The following is a 20,310-nucleotide window of genomic DNA, read 5'->3' as shown; positions in this document are numbered from 1 at the left end:
TCAGGCCGCGACGGGCGCGACGTCTCCCGCGTGGTCTGCCGTGAGGTCGCCCGTCTCGCCCGCCTGCACGGCGCGCCGACCGAGCACGATCGTGTAGACCCAGAACGCCGCGAGCGCGACCGCGCCGATCACGATCTTGAGCCACCACGCCATGCCCGACCCGGTCACGAACCCCTCGATGAGCCCGGACACCGCCAGGACCACCACGAGCCCGATCGCGATCGTGAACAGTGCCCGCCCCTCCTCCGCGACGGCCCGGCCGCGGGTGCGGGGCCCCGGGTCGATCAGGGCCCAGAAGAGCCTGAGCCCCGCGGCTCCCGCGACGAAGATCGCGGTGAGCTCGAGCAGCCCGTGCGGGGCGATGAGGGTGAGGAACGTGTCGAGCTCGCCGTAGTACGCCATCATGCCGCCCGTCGACCCCACGCCGACCGCGTTGGCGAACATGATGTACGCCGGGAACACCCCGGAGATCCCGAGCGCGATGCACAGCGCGGCGATCCGGGCGTTGTTGGTCCAGACCATCGACGCGAAGCCCGCGCCGGGGTCGTAGTAGCTCGCGAAGGCCTCGTCGACGTACTGCTCGCGCGCCGCGGGAGTCCCCATCGAGGCGAGCGCGTCCGGGTTCGTGGCGACCCACCATCCCGAGACCACGGCGACGCCCACGAACAGGACCATGATCGTCACGGTCCACCACCGGATCCGGTACAGGGCCGCGGGCACCGAGACGGTCGCGAACCGCACGACGTCACGCCACGCGGGCTCGTGGGCCCCGGCGATGCGCGTCCGGGCGCGCCCGAGCAGGTCGGAGAGCCGGGTGATGAGCACCGGGTCCGGGGCAGCCGAACGGATCGTGGACAGGTGCGTCGCGACCGACTGGTAGAGACGGACGAGCTCGTCGGCCTCGGCACCGTCGAGCGAGCGCTTCTTGGTCAGCTCCTCGAGTCGCGACCACTCGGCGCTGTGCACGGCGTTGAAGGCATCCAGGTCCACGCGGGCAACCTTGCCACACCTGGAGCCTGCAGGACCGCCCTTGACCTACAGTGGGCCGGACCGCTTCGTGGCCGTCCGCGCGACGGGGCACGAGGTTCGACGATGCACGACCGAGGAGCACGAGTGCAAGACGGCATCCTGACCGGCGAGGGAGTGGTCCTCGACGCACGACCGGCGTCGTTCGTGACGCGCGCCCTGGGGGCCGTGATCGACCTGACGGCGATCGGGATCGTGCTGTTCGCCCTGCTCTTCGCCGCGGCCGGGTCGGCGCTCGACGCGGTGAGCCCCGAGTTCGCCCCGGCGCTCTGGGCGGTGATCCTGGTCCTCGTGATGGTCGGCATCCCCACGACGGTCGAGACCCTCTCGCGCGGCAGGTCGCTCGGCAAGCTCGCCCTGGGCATCCGCGTAGTGCGCGACGACGGCGGTCCGGTGCGCTTCCGGCACGCGTTCATCCGTGCGCTCGTGGGCGTGGGTGAGCTGTGGCTGACGTTCGGCTCGGTCGCGCTCATCGCGTCGTTGTCGAACGACAAGGGCAAGCGCGTGGGCGACATGCTCGCCGGGACGTACGCGATCCGCGTCCGCGGTGGGAGGCCGACGTACGCCGCGATCGCCATGCCGCCCTACCTCGCGGCCTGGGCCGCGCACACCGATATGCGCAAGCTCCCCGACGGCCTGGCCCTCGCGGTGCGTCAGTTCCTCGGGCGCGCGGCCACGCTCAACCCAGCCTCGCGCGTGCGGATCGGGCAGGACCTCGCGGGCAAGATCGAGCGCTTCGTCGCCCCCGGCCCGCCGCCCGGCACGCCCCCCGAGGACTTCCTGTGCGCGGTGCTCGCCGAGCGGCGGAGCCGGGACTGGGTCACGGCGCAGCGGGGGCAGCAGCTCGCGCACGAGCAGGGCGAGATGCTGCACCGGCTGCCGTACTCGGTGCCCGACCCTCGGAGCTGACCGGCGCGCAGCCGGCCGGCTCGGCCGTCCAGGCCGTTCCGGGACCGGCCACCCGGGTCACCGGGGCCTCGAACCGGCCGAAGACCGTCGCGAGAGCGCCCAGGACGAGCGCAGCCGCACCGAACCACAGGGGTCGGCTGGCCCACCAGTCGGCGCTCCAGGCCACGGGCAGCGGCGACCCCACCCCGAGCAGGACCACGCCGATCACGACGAACATCGCGGTCAGGTGCCACAGGTACAGCGTCATCGAGCGCGCGGCGACCCACGACACGAGGACCGCGCCGCGTCCCTGCGCCCAACGGACGACGGCGTCGCGCACCGCGAGCGCGACGCTCACCTGGAGCACCGCGTGGGTCACGGCGAGGGCCGTGGGCGGGCCGAGGTTGGAGATCGCGTCGCCGGGCATCCCGATGAGGCTCAGCGGGTAGGGGCCCGCGACCACGAGGCCGGCCATCGCCGCGAGGGCCGCCGCCGCGGTGAGCCAGAGGGCTCGGCGCGAGGGCAGCGCGTCGCGACGCACGAGGTCGACGTACGCGATCCCCAGGACGTAGGGCACGGCCCAGCCGAGCAGGACGTTGACGACCGCGACCTGGTCCACGCCCGCCCCGAAGCGCAGCGCGTCCACGAGCAGAGGCGCGGCCACGGCGATCACGACCAGGCGCCACCCCCACGCCCGGTAGGCGCGCAGCAGGGCCGGCGTGACCGCGAGCAGCAGCAGGTAGACCCCGAGGAACCACAGGAGCTGGGGCGCGATGCGTGCGACCTGCCGCACGGCCTCCTGCGGGACCCCGAGCGTCGGCAGCACGAGGACGGCGGCGGCCCACGTACCGACGAACGCCGCGACGGGCCTCCAGATCCGCGGGAGCCTACGACGGACCACGTCCCACCCGGCCGTGACGACACCCTGGCGACGTGCGGTCGGGAGGTGAGCGGCGCCGTCGGGCCTGCCGGCCGTGCCGGTGCGCCAGAGCTGGTACGCCGCGGACGCGCCCGCCGCGAAGAACAGCAGCGGCAGGACCTGCAGGACCCACGTGAGCGTCCACGCGCCGCCGTGCGACAGCGCGTTGCCGATACCCAGGCGTTCGCCGTCCCACGTGGCCTCGGGCATGAGCCAGTGCACGCTCAGGACGGCGAGGGTCGCGAGGGCGCGCACGGCGTCGACGAACACGTCGCGCCGGGCGGCGCCGCCGGGTGACGCGGAGGCCCGACGGCGGAGCGTCGGGTCGCGCGGTCCGCTCGCGGGGATCTTGCCCGAGACCTGGGCGGGGCGGGTACCGACACCGCCGGGACCGCTGCCGGGGCTTTCGATGTGGCCCGCCGTGCGGTCGGGCAGGGTGGCCGGCCGGGCGGGCCGGGCGGACGGGGCGGAGGGGGCGTCGACGACGGCCACGGGATGCTCCTCGAGACGGGGATCAGGTTCCCTGTCAGTCTTGAAGATCCCGGTTCGTCCCAGAAGGGGAGCCGCCCCCGAGGCCGTGGAGGCGATCCGGCGAGCTGGTGCGGGGGCTGTCCCCCTGATCAGCTGTCAGAACGTGGCCGGGCCATACCCCGGTGCGCTTCTGACAACGAATCCGTGCGGCGGCACACGCAGATCAGCTGTCAGAACGTGGCCGGGCCATACCCCGGTGCGCTTCTGACAACGARTCCGTGCGGCGCGAGCGGTCCCGCCGGCACACCGCCACCTCGGGCTCAGTCCCGCAGGTACCTGAGCACCGCGAGGACCCGTCGGTGGTCCCCCGCGTCCTGCGGCAGACCGAGCTTGCCGAAGATCGACGTCACGTTCTTCTCGACCGCGCCGTAGGACAGGAACAGGCTCTCGGCGATCGCCGTGTTGGACCGTCCCTGGGCCATGAGCTCGAGCACCTCGCGCTCACGCGGCGTCAGCCGTCCCAGGCCGTCGTCGAGGCGCGAGGCGCCCATGAGCTGGCTCACGACCTCGGGGTCCAGGACCGTCTGTCCTGCCGCGATCCGGGTCAGCGCGTCGAGGAACTCGCTCACGTCCGCGACCCGGTCCTTGAGGAGGTAGCCCACGCCCTCCGCGCCGCCCGTGAGCAGGTCGCTCACGAAGCGCGTCTCGACGTACTGCGAGAACAGCAGCACCCCGAGCCCGGGCGAGGACTCCCGCAGGGCCAGGGCCGCGCGCAGCCCTTCGTCGGTGAAGGTCGGGGGCATGCGGATGTCGATGATGACGACGTCGGGCAGCTCACCCAGGACCGCGAGCCTCCCGACCTCCGCGACGAGCGCCTCACCGTCGCCGACCGCCGCGACCACCTCGTGGCCGCGCCGCGTGAGCAGCGCGACGAGCCCGTCGCGCAGGATGACGGAGTCCTCGGCGATGACGAGCCGCACGGTGTACCTCTTCTTGGTCGTGGGTCAGCGTGGTGCAGGACCGCCGCGCAGCCCGCAGGGGCGGCGGTCCGGGGTTCCGGGGCCGTGCTCGGCCCCGAGGGACGCGCGGGGGTCAGACCCTGCTCGGCAGGGTCACGGTGACCACCGTAGGCCCACCGACCGGGCTCACGAGCTCCAACGTGCCGTCGACCGAGCGGACCCGCTCCTCGAGGCCGGCGAGACCCGAGCGGTGCCCCTGGGCGTCGGGGGTCGAGACCCGGGCCCCTCCCTGCCCGTCGTCGCGCACCCGCAGGCGCATCGTGCTGCCCTGCTCCTCGACGAGCACGTACACCCCGGACGCGCGGGCGTGCTTCGCGGCGTTGGTCACGAGCTCGGCGACGCAGAAGTAGGCGATGGTCTCGACCGCGGGCGAGGGGGCGACGCGCGGGTCGACGTCGACCGTCACGGGCAGCGGCGAGCGCGCGGCGAGCGTCTCCAGGGCGACCGCGAGCCCGTTGTCGAGCGCGGGCGGGTGGATGCCCCGCGCGAGCTCGCGCAGCTCGACGAGCGCCTCCTTGGTCGAGGCGTGCGCGCTGTCGACCAGGTCGAGCGCCTCGGTCGCGTCGCCGCCCGAGGCGAGCTGCTCCTTGGCCTCGCCGAGCTGCATGGCGACCGCGACGAGCCGGGCCTGGGTCCCGTCGTGCAGGTCGCGCTCGATGCGGCGCAGCTTGGCGTCGGCGTCCTCGACCGTCCGGCCGCGGGACTTCTCGAGGTCGCGGACGCGCAGGCTCGCGCGCGTGGGACCCAGGAGGTTGATCGTGAGCAGGCGGAAGAGCTGGGCGAAGCCCCGGACGAGCTGAGGCCACAGCCACCACAGCACGACGCCCGCCGCCGCGAGCGCCGACTGCCGCATCGGGGTGTCGACGAACCAGTCGGTGCCCATCTGGGCGCCTCGGTGCCACGTGCCGTCGGCCGCCTCCTGGAGCGGGAGGAACTGCGCCCAGTACCAGTGCGTCATGGCGCCCACCGCGGTGAAGAAGAAGGTCACGCTCACGACGAACGACACGATCGAGAGCACGAAGCTCACGAGCATGAACGACAGCGCGCGCCACCCCGGCCCGTCGGACACGGTCGACCAGAGCACGCGCCAGAACCCTCGGCGGCGCTCGTAGGGGGCCGGGGCCAGGACGTCGATCGACAGCATGGAGCGCGCCATGGTGCGGTACATACCGCCCCAGCCGCGGGCCCCGAGGACGAGCGCGCCCGTCACGAACAGCCCGACGACCGTCACGAGGATCCCGACCGTGAAGCTCACGGTGAAGATCGCGTAGGTGAAGGCCACGGGTGCGACGAACAACGAGAGCCAGATGTACCCGAACTCGCGCCACGTGCTCCGCGCGAAGGGGGCCCGCAGGAAGCCGACGTCCTCGCGGTGGTCCGTGTAGCGCGGGTCGACCGGCACCGGGACCCGTCCCGGGCGGGGCGGACGAGCCGTCTGTACGTGGGAGCCTGCGGGCGCGGGGGGCGCGCCGGACAGGGACGGCGCGGCCGAGGACGGCTCGGCGGGCGCCAGCGGGCCCGAAGGCCCGTCGGTGGGCGCGGCGTCGCCGAGCGGCTGGGGGGAGGTCACAGCAGACATGGTGTCAGGACTCCTGCATCTGGTTCGAGCGGTGCCACCAGTCTTCCCGACTCGCGCCCGCGCGCCCAGGGTGCGCTCCGCCGTCGTGCACGGGGGATGTCCCCCGTGCACGACAGCACGTTCAGCGGGTCGTGGGGACCGGGGGCTCCTCGAGGGCCTCGGCGGTCCCCTGCCCGACGGCGGCGCTCGCCCCCTCCTCGGGCGTCGTCCTGGTTGCGCCGCGCGCAGGCGCGGAGACCACCTGGATCGCGATCACGAGGGCAGCCGCGACCAGGGCGATGAGGAGGATCGTGCTCCCGCTCGGGTAGCGCGAGAACACCAGGACGGTCAGCGCCCCCGCGAGGACGAGCCCGACGAGAGGCCAGCGCAGCCTCGCGACCCAGATCTCGAACGGGTGCGGGGCGCGCCCGCCGTCGCCCGCGTGGCCACGGCTGACGGCGCGCACCGCCCAGTTGAAGCCCCCGCGCACCGCGACGGCCGAGCGGCTGGAGCCCGTGAGGTAGGCCGCGAGCGCGACGACCAGACCGAACGCGAAGACGGCGCGCAGCGAGGTGCGCAACGGGACGAGGACCGCGTCGATCAGGGCGGTCGCGGCCGACGGGGACAGCGCGTCGGACGGAACCGCGCTCAGGTACAGGGACCGCCCCACGGTGATCCCGATCGCGAGCAGCGCCATCGCGACGATGTAGGCGACGCCGGCCAGGACCGTCGCGCGTCGACGCCCGCCGCGCGGCGCGGCCCACACCGCGCAGACCGCCACGGCCAGCGAGAGCCAGGGCAGGACGTTCGCGGCCTTGTTCAGGAACGCGACCGCACGCTGGGCCGTCACGACGTCGTCCGAGGTGAACAGCACGAACTGCGGGTTGATCGACGGGAGGTTGTCGACGAACGTGAAGCCGCGAGCCGAGAGCCGCTTGCTGACCTCGTCGATCATGGGTCCGAGCGAGAGCGTGACCTGCCCGTTCGCGTCGGCCGTGACGGAGGTCTCCCCCTCCCCCGTGAGCACCGAGACGAGGTTCTTGTGCGCCTGACGGTTGGCGACGATCCACAGCTCCTCGAACGTCGGGGACGTGACCATGCGGTCGACGGTCGAGCGGACGAACGACTCGCCCTGGCTCGCGAGGAGCGGGGCCAGTCCCATGACCTGCGGCGGGAGTCGCTCGGCGTTCTGCGTGAGGGTCGTCAGCGCCTGGGTCGTGACCGACTCGAGGTCGATCCGCTCGAGGATCGCGTCGCTGACCTTGGTGCTGATCTCGGCCTGGATCGCCGGGTCCGAGCCCAGCGGGGTCACGGTCGCGACGTAGTGGTCGGTGTCGAGGATCTCGCCGCGCACGTAGCGGGCGAGCACCGAGCCCAGCATGAGGACCCCGGCCAGGACCAGGAGGACCGTCACCGCGGTCCAGCGGACCCAGTGGCGGTGAGGGGCGGCGACGGCCGCTCCGGGCGACGGTGGGGGTGCGGTCCGCTCGGCCCGCAGGCGCTGGACCTCGGCGCGCAGGGCCTCGAGCTCGGCTCGTTCGGGGTCGCTGATCGTGGGCTCGCTCGGGACGGTCGCCATCGTCTTCTCCTGTCAGCGCGCGGTGCTGGGTACATCCTTGCGCAGGAGGGAGGGGTGCGCTCGGGGTGGCGGACGCCGCGGTGGGCGCGGCCCCCGTTCGCCGAGGTCGACCGGCACGCCCACCCACGGTGACCGGCACGAGAGGCCGGGCTCCTCCCGGAACCCGGCCTCCGCCGTCAGGCCCCTCGCTCAGGGGCGCGCGCGTCCGCTCAGTAGCGGTAGTGCTCCGGCTTGTACGGACCCTCGACCGGGATGCCGAGGTAGTCCGCCTGGCTCGTCGAGAGCTCGGTCAGGCGCACACCCAGCGCGTCGAGGTGCAGGCGTGCGACCTTCTCGTCGAGGACCTTGGGCAGGCGGTAGACCTGACGCTCGTAGGTCCGCTCGTCCTCCGGGCGCTTGCTGTCCTCGAAGAGCTCGATCTGACCGATGACCTGGTTGGAGAACGAGTTGCTCATGACGAACGACGGGTGGCCCGTCGCGTTGCCCAGGTTGAGCAGGCGTCCCTCGGACAGGACGATGATCGAGCGCGGCTCCTCGTCGCCCGCGGCCGGGAACGTCCACTCGTGGACCTGCGGCTTGATCTCGGTGCGCGTGATGCCCGGGACCTGAGCGAGCCCGGCCATGTCGATCTCGTTGTCGAAGTGGCCGATGTTGCCGACGATCGCCTTGTTCTTCATCGCCGTCATGTGCCCGGCCGTGACGACGTCCTTGTTGCCCGTGGTCGTGATGAAGAAGTCGGCCTCGCTCAGGACGTCCTCGATGCGCGCGACCTGGTAGCCGTCCATCGCGGCCTGCAGCGCGCAGATCGGGTCGACCTCGGACACGATGACGCGCGCACCCTGGCCGCGGAAGGCCTCGGCAGCGCCCTTGCCCACGTCGCCGTAGCCCGCGACGAACGCGACCTTGCCGCCCATGAGGACGTCGGTCGCACGGTTGATGCCGTCGGGCAGCGAGTGGCGGATGCCGTACTTGTTGTCGAACTTCGACTTGGTGACCGAGTCGTTGACGTTGATCGCCGGGAAGAGCAGCTCGCCCGACTCGGCGAGCTGGTAGAGGCGGTGCACGCCCGTGGTCGTCTCCTCGGTCACGCCGAGCAGCTGCTCGGAGATGCCGGTCCAGCGTAGCGGGTCGGCCGCGAGCGCCCGGCGCAGGACCGAGCGCACGACGTTCATCTCGTGCGTGTGGTCCGGCTCGCCCGGCAGGGTGTCCGGGGGGACCGTGCCGAGGCGCTCGTACTGGAGCCCCAGGTGGACGAGCATCGTGGCGTCGCCACCGTCGTCGAGGATGAGGTTGGCGCCCTGCTCCCCGGGCCACAGCAGGATCTGCTCGGTGCAGTCCCAGTACTCCTCGAGGCTCTCGCCCTTCCAGGCGAACACCGGGACGCCCTGCGGGTCCTCGGGCGTGCCGTGCGGGCCGACGACGATCGCCGCGGCGGCCTCGTCCTGCGTCGAGAAGATGTTGCAGCTCGCCCAGCGCACCTGCGCACCGAGCGCGACGAGGGTCTCGATGAGGACGGCCGTCTGGACGGTCATGTGGAGCGAGCCGGCGATGCGGGCGCCGGCCAGGGGCTGGGACGTGCCGAACTCCGCGCGCAGCGCCATGAGCCCGGGCATCTCGTGCTCGGCCAGGCGGATCTGGTGGCGACCCGCCTCGGCGAGGGACAGGTCGCGGACCTTGTAACGGCCCGGGACCTCGTCGAAGGAGGCCTGGGCGGCGGGCGTGGCAGAAGACATGGTGCTCCGAACGACGGTTCTGACGGTGTCGCTCCAGAGTACCGGGGGCGGCTCGTCGGGCGCCGGTGGTGACCACGGCGAGCACCGACGGACATCTTCCCGGAGCAGTCGAGGCGCCCGCGCGGGTCAGGTCCCGTCGGGCGCGTCGTCCCTGCCCGACGACTTCGCGCACCTGCGACGGTCACCGGGGGGCTGAACCCGACACCCAGCCGTAGAAACCCGACACCCAGCCGTAGAACAGTTCGCGCCCGCGCGCGATAACAAATCTGCTTGACCAATTCAAGATCACGAAGCGGTAACGATCCTGTGAATGGTCAAAACCGCGCGCTCGCAACGATTGAACAGTCAAGCATCTCCCCGGAAACCGCCATGCACACCGTTCACTCGGTAGCAATTCGCCCTGGGATCGGGCAGGGTGCAGGAGACAGATCGACCTGTCCCGGCCCGGCGCCATGCCGTCCGGCGACAGGTCACGGCCCGCAGCGTCTCGCGGCGGCCGCCCTCCCGGGCGGCCCCCGGCAGCGGGCCACGATCCGGTGGACCGTGACGCGCCTGACGGCGCTGAGCGCACCGGGAGGTCGCTGCCAGGTCTCCCTGGCGCCCTCCCCGGAGCGTTCCGGAACCGCCATGACACGTGGAAGGTGGCGAGCACCGCCAGCATGACGACCAGCAGCACGAGCACCAGCACCGACAGCAGCACCGGGCAGAGCACCGCGCCGGTCCTGCTCCCGGTCGAGACCGAGCCGTACCCCGGCGCGCACGGCGCCGCCGCCCTTCCCGACGACCGCCCTGTGGCCGTGAGCGTCCAGGGCGTCTACAAGGTCTTCGGCCGCCGCCCGCAGGAGGCCGTGCGCCGCCTCAAGGAGGGCGCAAGCCGTACCGACGTCAAGCCTCTCGGCACGGCTGCGGTCATCGACGCGAGCTTCGACGTCAAGCAGGGCGAGATCTTCGTGGTCATGGGCCTGTCCGGCTCGGGCAAGTCCACCCTCATCCGCATGCTCAACGGCCTGTGGAAGCCCACGGCCGGCCACGTCCTCCTGGGCGACGCCGACCTCGCGACCGTCAGCGCCAAGCAGCTGCGCGCCCTGCGCCGCAGCCGCGTGAGCATGGTGTTCCAGCACTTCGCCCTGCTCCCGCACCGCACGGTCCTGGACAACGCCGCGTACCCGCTCGAGATCCAGGGCATGGGCAAGGCCGAGCGCCGAGAAAAGGCACAGAAGGCCCTCGATCTCGTGGGCCTGGGCGGCTGGCAGGACTCGCTGCCCTCGCAGCTCTCGGGCGGCATGCGCCAGCGTGTGGGCCTGGCCCGCGCCCTTGCCGCGGACACCGACGTGCTGCTCATGGACGAGGCCTTCTCCGCGCTCGACCCGCTGATCCGCCGGGAGATGCAGGAACAGCTCCTCGATCTCCAGCAGACCCTGGGCAAGACCATCATCTTCATCACGCACGACCTCAACGAGGCCATGCACCTGGGCGACCGCATCGCGGTCATGCGCGACGGCCGCACGGTCCAGATCGGCACGGCCGAGGAGATCCTCTCCGACCCCGCGAACGACTACGTCGCGCAGTTCGTCGCCGACGTCGACCGCACCCGCGTCCTGACCGCCTCGTCGGTCATGGTCCGCCCCACGGCGGTCGTCCCGCTCGGCGGTGGCCCGCGCGTGGCGAGCCGCACCATGCGCGAGGCGCAGGTGTCGGCGGCCTACGTCGTCGACCGGCAGCGCGTCCTGCGCGGCGTCGTGCGCGACGACGACGCGGTCGCTCTCCTCAAGTCGGGCGGCGACCACACGAGCATCGAGTCGATCGTGCACGACGGCGTCGCTCCCGTGAGCGTCGACACCCCCCTCGCGGAGCTCTTCGCCCCCGCGGCCGAGTCCCCTCTTCCCGTCGCGGTCACCGACGACAGGAACCGCCTGGTCGGCGTGATCCCCCGCGTGACCCTGCTCGAGGCGATGGTGCCGCCCACGCTCGACGAGAGCGACACCGTCGGGCCCGACGGGAACACAGACGACCGGCCCGCCCCTGGGACCGACGCGGCCGAGGGCGCGACCGCCCCGCACGACGCCCCCACGACGGAAGGAGCGAGCGCATGAGCACCACCGACACGTTCGTCCCCCGCCTGCCGTTCGGCGACTGGGTCGACGTCTTCGTCACCTGGCTCATCGCCGCGTTCAAGCCCTTCTTCGCGGTCGTCAAGGACGTCCTGCTGTCCTGCTACGACGCCCTCGCCGCCGTCCTCCAGGGCCCGCCGTTCGTCGTCGTCGCGCTCGTCCTGGCCGCCCTGGCGTTCTTCGCCAAGGGGTGGAGGCTCGCCGTCACGACCGTCGTCGGGTTCGTCGTCATCGCGGGCGTCGACCAGTGGGACAACGCGATGGCGACGCTCGCCCTCGTGCTCGTCGCCAGCGTGATCGCGCTCGCGATCGGCATCCCGCTGGGCATCTGGGCCGCCCGGAACGACAAGGTCTCACGCGTCGTGCGGCCCGTGCTCGACTTCATGCAGACCATGCCGGGATTCGTCTACCTCATCCCGATGGTCATGATCTTCCTCACGGGCGCCGTCCCCGGCATCGTCGCGACCGTGGTGTTCGCCCTCGCCCCAGGCGTCCGCTTCACCGAGCTGGGCATCCGCCAGGTGGACTCCGAGGTCGTCGAGGCCGGGCACGCGTTCGGCTCGACGCCGGGCCGCATCCTGCGCCAGATCCAGCTCCCGCTCGCCATGCCGACCATCATGGCCGGCGTCAACCAGGTCATCATGCTCTCGCTCTCGATGGTCGTGCTCGCCGGCCTGGTCGGCGCAGGCGGCCTGGGAGGCGACGTCGTCGCAGCCCTCCAGCGCATCAACATCTCGCTCGGGTTCGAGGCAGGGCTGTCCGTGGTGATCCTCGCGGTCTTCCTCGACCGCGTCACCTCGGCGCTCAGCACCCGTTCTCCCGTCGCCAAGGCCCTCGCGGCCAGCGCGGTCTGACCCCCGGTCCGTCCGGGCCCGCACGTCCCCTGCACCACCACCAACCCAGGCGGGCGCGGCCGCGCCAGCGGCCCGCCCCCGAAGGAAGGACAGCATGTCTCCCGCACGTCACCACCAGGCCCGTCGTCGCACCGCGATCGTCGCCTCCTCGCTCGCCCTCGGCCTCGGGCTCGCGGCCTGCGCCTCGGGCGAGACCGACTCCGGCTCCGGCTCGGCCTCCGCCGAGCCCAGCAAGGACATCACCATCGCGATCCACACGGGCTGGGACGAGGGCATCGCGGTCTCGCACCTGTTCAAGGCCATCCTCGAGGACGAGGGGTACACGGTCCGCACCGAGACGGCCGACCCCGGCATCGTCTACACGGGTATGGCGGGAGGCGACTTCGACGTCAACTTCGACATGTGGCTGCCCCTCACGCACGCCGACTACCAGGAGCAGTACGGCGACGACCTCGAGGACCTCGGGTACTGGTACGACGACGCCAAGCTGACCATCGCGGTCAACGAGGACGCACCGATCGACAGCCTCGACGAGCTCGCCGCGAACGCCGACCTGTTCGGCAACCGCATCGTCGGCATCGAGTCCGGCGCGGGTCTGACCCGCATCACCCAGGACGAGGCCATCCCGACCTACGGCCTGGACGACATGGACTTCGTCATCTCCTCGACCCCGGCCATGCTTGCCGAGCTCAAGGCCAAGACCGACGCGGGCGAGAACGTGGCCGTCACGCTGTGGCGGCCGCACTGGGCCTACGACGCGTTCCCCGTCAAGGACCTCGAGGACCCCGAGGGCGCGATGGGTGACGCCGAGAAGATCCACTCGGTCGCCCGCACGGGCTTCACCGCGGACCACCCTGACGTCGCGTCCTGGATCTCGGCGCTCACGCTGAGCGACGAGCAGCTCTTCTCGCTCGAGAACATCATGTTCAACGAGAACGAGGGCTCCGACAACGACGCCTCGGTGCGCGAGTGGCTCGAGGCCAACCCGACGTTCGTCGACGACCTGAAGGCCGCCGCGTTCGCCCTGTCCTCGCCGCGCGTTCACGCCTAGGCGCTGCGACGACCGTGCATCAGCTTCCTGGTGCCACCGCGACGACCGGTGCGGTGCCCTCCGATGTGGCGCTGCCCTTGCGGAAGCCCGTCAGCTCGGCGGTCACCTGGACCGACAGGCTCTTGCCGACGTCGGCGCGGACGGGCACGTAGGTCGCGTTCTTGGCCCCCTTGACCACCTTGCCGTCGCGGAGCCACTGGTACCGGACCGCCGTGGGCCCGGACGGCTCGAAGGCCCCCGCGAGGGTCCAGACGCCCGACGTCACGGCCAGCTCCGCGCCCACGACGGGCATGCCCGAGACGGCCGGGGCCTCGGTGACCTCGAGGCGAGGCACCGGGACCTTGATGTTCACACCCTTGACAGGTGCGCAGCGGGGGACGTCGAGGCGCGTGCGCTCGGGCTCTGTCGCACCGCCGCCCAGGAACACCTTGCCCCACAATGCCGGCCCCGAGTCGGAGAAGTAGTCCACAGCGACGTGGTAACGCCCGGGCAGCAGGCCCGTGACCGAATACGTCCCGTCCGGGGCGACGATGGCCTGGCGCGTCGCGACGTCGGGGTTGTCGTCGTCGTAGACCGTGACCGTCCCGGAGGTGGGACGCCATCCGGTCAGCCTTCCGCTGACAGAAGCACACTCACGCAGCTCGACGTCGACGTTCGGGGTGATCTCGCCCGCGGTCAGCAGCACGGGCGACGCCTTGGCGACCGTCGTCACCCCCTGGACCTTGGTCGTCGAGAAGTATGTCGCGGCGTACCGAGAGATGCCGCTCTGCCGATTGATGCCGATCCGGTAGGTCCCAGGGGTCGACGAGCGCAGGGAGTACGCCCCGTCTGCGCCGAGCCCCCAGTCCGCCGCGACCTGCCCTGGCCAGCCGACGATCTCTCCGTCCGCGGAGTGGAGCGTGAACGAGTAGTACTCCGAGGCCCCGCTGACACCGGTGAGCCGCCCCGAGAACCCTCCTGTCTCGCCGACCGTGACGTCGAGGCCGAGCGTCCCGGTCGAGACCCGCGTCGCGTCCACGACGTCCGGGACCAGGGTGGCTGTCCCGTCGTCCGCGACGCGGACGTAGCCACCGAGATAGCGCGGGTCGCTGTAGCTCGAGACGAACAGGACGAAGTCAGCACCGATCTCGAGCCCGTCGAACGCGAACTTCCCGCGGTTGAGGGTCGGGGAGGAGCCTGCCCACTCACCTGACCCGCTCTTCAGCAGCTGGACGTACAGGCCGTCGATCCCCACCCCGGCGGCGTCGTGGAGCGTCCCGTCGATCCGTGGAGAGGGGCGGAGGCGGACAGTGACGTCGGACGTGCCCCCACGCACCGGGGTCGCTCCCGCGAGGTCGCCCTGCGTGATCCAGGTCCCGTCCTCGAGCGTGAGGTACTGCGAGGTGTTGATGCCCGGCTGGCCTGTGACCGAAAGGGCATAGTCGGTGCGGGTGCTGACCCGCTCGATCACGAACGTGCCGTCTTCGCCGACCCGCGCGTTCAGCGACTCGTCGGGAGCGCTGGCTACGACCTGCGTTCCTGCCGCTGCCCGTCCTTCCGAATCCAGCACGTTGCCCTGGATGGTCGAGGGCGCCTCGAGACGGACGTCGCCGAGGGCAGTCGTCTCGGAGAACACCTGGGCGCGCGAACGATCCCGGGTGAGCCAGACCTCTCCTCCGGCACTCACGACGAAGCCTCCGAGGTACGTGGAGGTCGAGTCGTGGACCGCGACCTCGTAGGCAGTCGTCGGATCGAGACCGGCGAGGCGGAACGTCCCGTCCCCCGACGTCCAGGTCCCCACAGGACTCGTCCCGTCGGCGACGTCGTGCACCTGGACCAGGACGCCTGCGACCGGCTGGCTGTCCGGGGAGACGACCCTGCCGCTCAGGCTCAACGAGGACGCGACCTGCGCAGACTGGGCCGTCGGCGATCCGGCGGGCACCGGGTCCGTGGCAGCGACCGCTCCGGTCGGCAGGAGGACCGCGAGCGCCAGGGCGGCGGCGAGGCTCCTGCCGCCTGCGCGTCGAGCGAGGTGACCCCGGCGAGCTCGTCGCTCGACCGGTCGGGTCCGTGGTGGGAGGGGCATCGATGCTCCGTTCGTTCGGATCCGTCGCGCACCGATGCGGACGGACGCGCACAGTGTGTCCGAGAATGCCAGGAACGCACAATTCGTTTGTCCGAGTCTGGGCGGTTATGTCATGCCGCATGAGCTCGTGGGGGGCCACTATTCTCGTCCGGTGCCTCCACACGCTGCCCGGCTCTCGGTCCCGCGCCGTACCGCCCTTGTCGGTGCGCTGCTCACAGCCGTGCGTGACGGCCGCGCGGCGCTCCTGCTGATGACCTGTGTCCCGCTCGTCCTCCTGCCAGGCGGCCTCGACCGGTTCACGCTCCCGAAGCTCGCGGTCGCGGCGTGCGCAGTCCTGACCGCGGTCCCCGTGGCCAGGCGTGGCACGCTCCCGCGGGCGGTCGTCGTCCTGCTCGGCCTGGGCGCGGTCTGGCTGATGGTAGCCGCCCTCGCCTCCGACGCACCGTTCGCACAGGTGGTCGGGCGGTGGCCTCGTTACGAAGGGCTCGTCGCCCTGCCCGTGTACGTCGGCGTCGTCTGGGCCGGGGCGCGCGTCCTCGGACCAGGTGCCCCCGACAGGGTGATCTTCGCCTGGGCAAGGATGCTCTCGGTCGCGTCGGTCGTCCTCGGTGTGGTGAGCGTCCTCGAGGCGACCGGTCTGCGACCGACGGGGGGCGACGTCTCCCGCCCCGGTGCGCTGCTGGGCAACGCGACCGACCAGGGCATCTGCGGGATGGTCCTGCTCGCGCTCCTCCTGCCGTATGTCGTCTCGACCTTGCCGCCGGTCTCTCCGCACGGCGTCCCGGGCCGGACCGTCCGACCTCTCCCGCTCGCCGGCGCGCTCGCCGCGATCACCGTGGTCGTGGCGTCCGGGTCGCGAGCCGCGCTGCTGGGCACCGTGATCGTCGGTGCGATCCTCACGGTCGCGCCGCGGCTGCGGCCGCGGGGGTCCGTACGTCTCCCCTCGCAACGCTCGACCCCGACCGTCCTGGCGCCGCTCGTTGCATCCGGCCTGGCGCTGTCGGGCGCCCTGCTCCTCCCCGCCTCACGTGCCCGGCTCACGGGCGAGGACCCGCTCGCCGCGGCCACGACCGAGGGGCGCATCGACCTCTGGGCCTCGATGCGGCACCTGGTCGAGGACCGTCCGCTCGTCGGGACCGGACCGAGCGGCCTCGTCGACGCCTATCCGGCCTACCGGTCCGACCTCGCCGTCGGAACATCCGACCCCTCGCTCGCCCTGGACTCACCGCACGCCTGGCCGTTCCAGGCCGCCGTCTCGGGCGGGGTGCCACTGCTCCTGGCCGCGCTCGCGCTCGCGCTGACCGTGCTCGTCGTCGGGGGCCGCGCGGCCCGCCGGGAGAACGCGCGGACCGACGTACGCCCGCCAGGGTCCCAGGACGCTCGGAGCCTGCTCCTCCATGGATCGCTCGCGGCCGTGGTCGGCACGACCGTCGCGCTCAGCACGCACTTCACGACGATCGGCACGATCACGCTCGTGGGCCTCTCCGCGGGAGCGCTGGTCTCCGGCCCGCACAGCGCACAGGGGACGGACGCGCAGAGCTTCACGGTACGTCGGAAGCCGTGGACGACACTGCTCGCTCTGGCCGCGGGCGGGGCCTTCTGCGCGGTGCTGTTCCTCGCGTCGGCCGGCGAGATCCCCCTCGCCCGCGCGACGGCGGCCGCGGCGGCCGGTGACGTCGACGCCGCGGAGTCGGCGTTCGGCCTCGCCCAGGTGCTCCGCCCCTGGGACGGAGACATCGCCCTCATCGCCGCGCAGACCTTCTCGGCCGGGTCGGAGGCCGGGCACGAGCCGTCTGCGCGAGCAACCGTCGTGTGGGCCGAACGCGCCCTGGAGAGCCACCCCTCGTCCTCCGAGGCCCGCGTCTCGCTGGCGCTCGGGCACCTCGCGCTGGCCGACCCGGTGGCGGCCGCGTCCGTGCTCGACCAGGTCCTCGAGCAGGGTGAGGATCCCCGGGCGCGGCTCCTGCGCGGTGTCGCCGCGGCTCGGACAGGAGACCTCGACCTCGCCCGCGCGCACCTCGACGTGGCCGCTCGGAACCCTTCGACCGCCGACCTCGCGCGGCAGAACCTTGCGGTGCTCGAGTCGGTGTCGGGTGCAGGTCACCAGTCGTGATCACGGAGCGTCGTCGTGCCCCGACCAGACGACGACGGCGGTCGCCCCCGGCGTGGGAGCCCGCCCACCGTCGTCGGACGGTGAGGACTACGGCCGGGCGGGAGGGACCTCTGCCACCGGCTCGGCACGGCGCAGGTCCGGCTCGAGATAGATCACGCGCGCGATGGGGACGGCCGTACGGACACGGGCCTCGGCCGCGTCGATGGCGCGGGCGATCGAGGCGGCGTCCGCCGTCGCGGTGACCTCGATCTTCGCGGCGACGAGCAGCTCCTCGGGTCCCAGGTGGAGCGTCTTGAGGTGGATCACAGAGGCCACGCCCTCTCCGACGAGGGCCGTGCGGATCGCGTCGACATTCTCGCGCGTCGCGGACTCACCGAGCAGGAGCGACTTGGTCTCGACGGCCAGGACGACCGCGATGAGGACGAGCAGGACGCCGATGCACGCGGTCCCCGCGGCGTCCCAGCGCCCGTCCCCCGTGACGAGCGTCAGGCCCACTCCCCCGAGGGCCAGCGTCAGGCCGACGAGCGCTCCGAAGTCCTCGAGGAGCACCACGGGGAGCTCGGGAGACTTGGCCGTACGGATGAACGACGGCCACGACTGCTGCCCACGGGCAGGGTTCGACTCGCGGACCGCGGTGCGGAACGAGGTCGATTCCATGACGATCGCGGCGAGCAGCACCGCGATCGGCACCCACTTCCACTCCGTGATCGGATGCGGGTCCTCCCACTTGTGCCACGCCTCGTAGAGCGCGAACAGACCGCCGACCGTGAAGAGCACGATCGAGACGATGAACGCGTAGACGTAACGCTCGCGCCCGTAGCCGAACGGGTGCTCCTCGTCCGCGGCCCGCCTGGCCTTCTTGCCCCCCAGGAGCAGGAGCGCCTGGTTCCCCGAGTCGGCGACCGAGTGGACGCCCTCGGCCAGCATCGACGACGCCCCCGTCAGGAAGAACGCGACGAACTTGGTGACCGCGATACCCAGGTTCGCGAGCAGGGCAGCGACGACCGCCTTGGTGCCGCCGTGAGCCGACATGATGCGATCCCCTTCGCGACGGACGTCCGGGGGCGGAGCCGACCGGAGTGTGCTCGGCCCCGTCGCGACGAAGCGCACCGGGAACCCGAGGGGAAGCGTAGCCCGCGGGACGCACGCGAGCCCGGTGGCCACCCGTGAGGGAGCCACCGGGCCCACGGCGACGGACGCTGGAGCGACGTCTCTACAGGGCGCGCGCGTCGCCCTCGAGCAGCACGGGGATCCCGTCGCGGACCGGGTAGGCGAGCGGGCGCTCGGTGTCCGTCGAATGGAGCTCGGGGCTCCCGTCGGGGCCGGTGCCGTCGACGAGTGTCGCTCCTGTCACGGGGCAGCGCAGGGCCTCCCGGACCCAGGCGTCGAGGGCGACGGATCCACCTGCGGGGGCGCCCGCCGTCGTGTCCTTGCTCATGTGCTCGACCTCAGCTCTCGTTCTCGGTGGCGCGCACGAGCGACAGGACGTCGTCGCGCACCTTCTCCATGATGTCCTCGTCGGCGGCCTCGACGTTGAGCCGCAGGAGCGGCTCGGTGTTGGACGCGCGGAGGTTGAACCACCACTGCGGGTGGGAGTCCCAGTGGGAGACCGTGAGGCCGTCGAGCTCGTCGACGGCGACCGGCCCCGCCCCCTCCTCGGTCACGTACGCCTGGACGACGCGAGCCCGTGCGGCCGGCACGTCGGCCACCTGGGAGTTGATCTCCCCGCTCGAGGTGTACGGCTCGTAGACCTCACCGAGCGCCGAGAGCGGGTGCTCCTGCCCGCCGAGGGCGGCTAGCACGTGCATCGCCGCGAGCATGCCCGTGTCGGCGAAGAAGAAGTCACGGAAGTAGTAGTGGGCGCTGTGCTCGCCGCCGAACACCGCGTCGTTGTCGGCCATCTGCGCCTTGATGAACGAGTGGCCCACGCGCGTCCGCACTACCTTCGCACCCGCCGCGGACATGAAGTCCGGGACCGCGCGCGAGGTGATGAGGTTGTGGATGATCGTCGGGACCCGCCCGGCGGCCTTCTCGCGCTCGACCTCGCGCAGCCCCACCAGAGCCGTGATCGCGGACGGGGACACGGGGTCACCGTGCTCGTCGATCACGAAGCAGCGGTCGGCGTCGCCGTCGAACGCGAGGCCCAGGTCCGCGTCGTGCTCGACGACCGCGGCCTGCAGGTCCACCAGGTTCTTCGGATCGAGCGGGTTGGCCTCGTGGTTCGGGAACGAGCCGTCGAGCTCGAAGTACAGGGGCACGACGTCGAGCGGCAACGCCTCGAGGCCCGCCGCGGTCCCCAGGACCGCGGGAGCGGTGTAGCCCCCCATGCCGTTGCCCGCGTCGACGACGACCTTGAGCGGGCGGATGCCGCGCAGGTCAACGAGCGAGCGCAGGAAGGCCGCGTAGTCGGCGAGCATGTCGCGGTCGGTAATCTCGCCCCGGTCCTCGACCGGGGCGGGCAGCTCACCGTCGAGGTACTCCTGGGCGAGCTCGCGCACCGCGACCAGACCTGAGTCCTGCCCCACGGGACGCGCACCGGCACGGCACAGCTTGATGCCGTTGTAGACGGCAGGGTTGTGCGAGGCCGTGAACATGGCCCCAGGGATGTCCAACGCACCGGACGCATAGTAGAGCCCGTCGGTCGAGCACAGGCCGATCCGGATCACGTCCACGCCCGCGTCGGCGAGACCCTGCGCGAACGCGTCGACGAGCTCTGGCCCGCTGTCACGCATGTCCCGCCCGACGGCGACGCTCGGGCGGGCAGCCGGCTCCCCGGGGGTTGCCTCGGGCAGCACGACGACGCGAGCGAAGGCCGCGCCGATGGCTCGGGCCACCTGGGGGTTGAACTGGTCCGGGACCGTGCCCCGGACGTCGTAGGCCTTGATCAGCTGGGTCAGGTCGATGGGCACCGGATCAGCCTAGC

Annotated in this window: 15 protein-coding genes; 5 read left to right on the top strand and 10 right to left on the bottom strand. The window is 72.0% G+C overall.

The window, feature by feature from the left end; all coding sequences use genetic code 11:
* Positions 1–990, bottom strand: coding sequence for a stage II sporulation protein M (locus ASE27_RS04070; protein ID WP_056646070.1), 990 nt, complete (start codon positions 988–990; stop codon positions 1–3).
* Between the two features lie 123 nt (positions 991–1,113).
* Between ASE27_RS04070 and ASE27_RS04065 the strand changes: the two genes are divergently transcribed.
* Positions 1,114–1,935: an RDD family protein gene (locus ASE27_RS04065; protein ID WP_056646067.1), complete on the top strand. Its 822-nt coding sequence runs from the start codon at positions 1,114–1,116 to the stop codon at positions 1,933–1,935.
* On the opposite strand, the gene ASE27_RS04060 is transcribed toward ASE27_RS04065, so the two are convergent.
* The 5 genes from ASE27_RS04060 to ahcY all read right to left on the bottom strand — a co-directional run bounded on the left by ASE27_RS04060 (position 1,847) and on the right by ahcY (position 9,193).
* Positions 1,847–3,325 (bottom strand): acyltransferase, encoded by a 1,479-nt coding sequence (locus ASE27_RS04060; protein WP_056646064.1) that lies wholly within the window; start codon positions 3,323–3,325, stop codon positions 1,847–1,849. The genes ASE27_RS04065 and ASE27_RS04060 overlap by 89 nt on opposite strands.
* 299 nt (positions 3,326–3,624) lie before the next feature.
* Entirely contained in the window at positions 3,625–4,284 is a 660-nt protein-coding gene (locus ASE27_RS04055; RefSeq protein WP_056646060.1) for a response regulator transcription factor, read from the bottom strand.
* 112 nt (positions 4,285–4,396) lie between these two features.
* Positions 4,397–5,893: a sensor histidine kinase gene (locus ASE27_RS04050; RefSeq protein WP_235534443.1), complete on the bottom strand. Its 1,497-nt coding sequence runs from the start codon at positions 5,891–5,893 to the stop codon at positions 4,397–4,399.
* Positions 5,894–6,023: 130 nt separating this feature from the next.
* Entirely contained in the window at positions 6,024–7,460 is a 1,437-nt protein-coding gene (locus tag ASE27_RS04045) for a hypothetical protein (RefSeq protein WP_082608476.1), read from the bottom strand.
* A 209-nt stretch (positions 7,461–7,669) separates the two neighbouring features.
* The gene (gene ahcY / locus ASE27_RS04040; protein WP_056646057.1) at positions 7,670–9,193 is read right to left on the bottom strand and encodes an adenosylhomocysteinase; all 1,524 of its coding nucleotides are present in this window, start codon (positions 9,191–9,193) and stop codon (positions 7,670–7,672) included.
* Positions 9,194–9,852: 659 nt separating this feature from the next.
* Here ahcY and ASE27_RS04035 point away from each other — a divergent pair.
* The 3 genes from ASE27_RS04035 (at position 9,853) to ASE27_RS04025 (ending at position 13,209) form a co-directional block, all read left to right on the top strand.
* Positions 9,853–11,286, top strand: a complete 1,434-nt coding sequence (locus tag ASE27_RS04035; RefSeq protein ID WP_082608546.1) for a glycine betaine/L-proline ABC transporter ATP-binding protein — start codon at positions 9,853–9,855, stop codon at positions 11,284–11,286.
* Positions 11,283–12,158, top strand: coding sequence for a proline/glycine betaine ABC transporter permease (locus ASE27_RS04030; protein WP_056646054.1), 876 nt, complete (start codon positions 11,283–11,285; stop codon positions 12,156–12,158). Before ASE27_RS04035 ends, ASE27_RS04030 begins: the two co-directional genes overlap by 4 nt.
* A 94-nt stretch (positions 12,159–12,252) precedes the next feature.
* Positions 12,253–13,209, top strand: coding sequence for a glycine betaine ABC transporter substrate-binding protein (locus tag ASE27_RS04025; protein ID WP_056646052.1), 957 nt, complete (start codon positions 12,253–12,255; stop codon positions 13,207–13,209).
* Between the two features lie 19 nt (positions 13,210–13,228).
* Here ASE27_RS04025 and ASE27_RS04020 read toward each other — a convergent pair whose 3' ends face one another.
* Entirely contained in the window at positions 13,229–15,274 is a 2,046-nt protein-coding gene (locus tag ASE27_RS04020) for a carboxypeptidase-like regulatory domain-containing protein (protein ID WP_056646049.1), read from the bottom strand.
* A gap of 151 nt (positions 15,275–15,425) precedes the next feature.
* Between ASE27_RS04020 and ASE27_RS04015 the strand changes: the two genes are divergently transcribed.
* Positions 15,426–17,387 (top strand): O-antigen ligase family protein, encoded by a 1,962-nt coding sequence (locus tag ASE27_RS04015; RefSeq protein WP_162259215.1) that lies wholly within the window; start codon positions 15,426–15,428, stop codon positions 17,385–17,387.
* Positions 17,388–17,474: 87 nt separating this feature from the next.
* Here ASE27_RS04015 and ASE27_RS04010 read toward each other — a convergent pair whose 3' ends face one another.
* From ASE27_RS04010 to ASE27_RS04000, 3 genes are all read right to left on the bottom strand, one after another.
* Entirely contained in the window at positions 17,475–18,419 is a 945-nt protein-coding gene (locus ASE27_RS04010; RefSeq protein ID WP_056646044.1) for a cation diffusion facilitator family transporter, read from the bottom strand.
* Positions 18,420–18,600: 181 nt separating this feature from the next.
* On the bottom strand, positions 18,601–18,825 hold the full coding sequence (locus ASE27_RS04005) for a Trm112 family protein (RefSeq protein ID WP_056646040.1): 225 nt from the start codon (positions 18,823–18,825) through the stop codon (positions 18,601–18,603).
* A gap of 10 nt (positions 18,826–18,835) precedes the next feature.
* On the bottom strand, positions 18,836–20,296 hold the full coding sequence (locus ASE27_RS04000; RefSeq protein ID WP_056646037.1) for a phosphomannomutase/phosphoglucomutase: 1,461 nt from the start codon (positions 20,294–20,296) through the stop codon (positions 18,836–18,838).
* Between the last annotated feature and the right edge of the window lie 14 nt (positions 20,297–20,310).

This window comes from Oerskovia sp. Root918 (assembly GCF_001428945.1).
Taxonomy (GTDB): domain Bacteria; phylum Actinomycetota; class Actinomycetes; order Actinomycetales; family Cellulomonadaceae; genus Oerskovia; species Oerskovia enterophila.
Note: the sequence above shows the minus strand (reverse complement) of the source record. Positions and strands in the feature narration are given on the sequence as shown.

What these genes read in the sequence shown, in the direction of transcription:
- ASE27_RS04045 (WP_082608476.1), bottom strand. Translation starts at nt 7,460, where the DNA reads ATGGCGACCGTCCCGAGCGAGCCCACGATCAGCGACCCCGAACGAGCC.
- ahcY (WP_056646057.1), bottom strand. Translation starts at nt 9,193, where the DNA reads ATGTCTTCTGCCACGCCCGCCGCCCAGGCCTCCTTCGACGAGGTCCCG.
- ASE27_RS04035 (WP_082608546.1), top strand. Translation starts at nt 9,853, where the DNA reads ATGACGACCAGCAGCACGAGCACCAGCACCGACAGCAGCACCGGGCAG.
- ASE27_RS04030 (WP_056646054.1), top strand. Translation starts at nt 11,283, where the DNA reads ATGAGCACCACCGACACGTTCGTCCCCCGCCTGCCGTTCGGCGACTGG.
- ASE27_RS04025 (WP_056646052.1), top strand. Translation starts at nt 12,253, where the DNA reads ATGTCTCCCGCACGTCACCACCAGGCCCGTCGTCGCACCGCGATCGTC.
- ASE27_RS04020 (WP_056646049.1), bottom strand. Translation starts at nt 15,274, where the DNA reads ATGCCCCTCCCACCACGGACCCGACCGGTCGAGCGACGAGCTCGCCGG.
- ASE27_RS04010 (WP_056646044.1), bottom strand. Translation starts at nt 18,419, where the DNA reads ATGTCGGCTCACGGCGGCACCAAGGCGGTCGTCGCTGCCCTGCTCGCG.
- ASE27_RS04005 (WP_056646040.1), bottom strand. Translation starts at nt 18,825, where the DNA reads ATGAGCAAGGACACGACGGCGGGCGCCCCCGCAGGTGGATCCGTCGCC.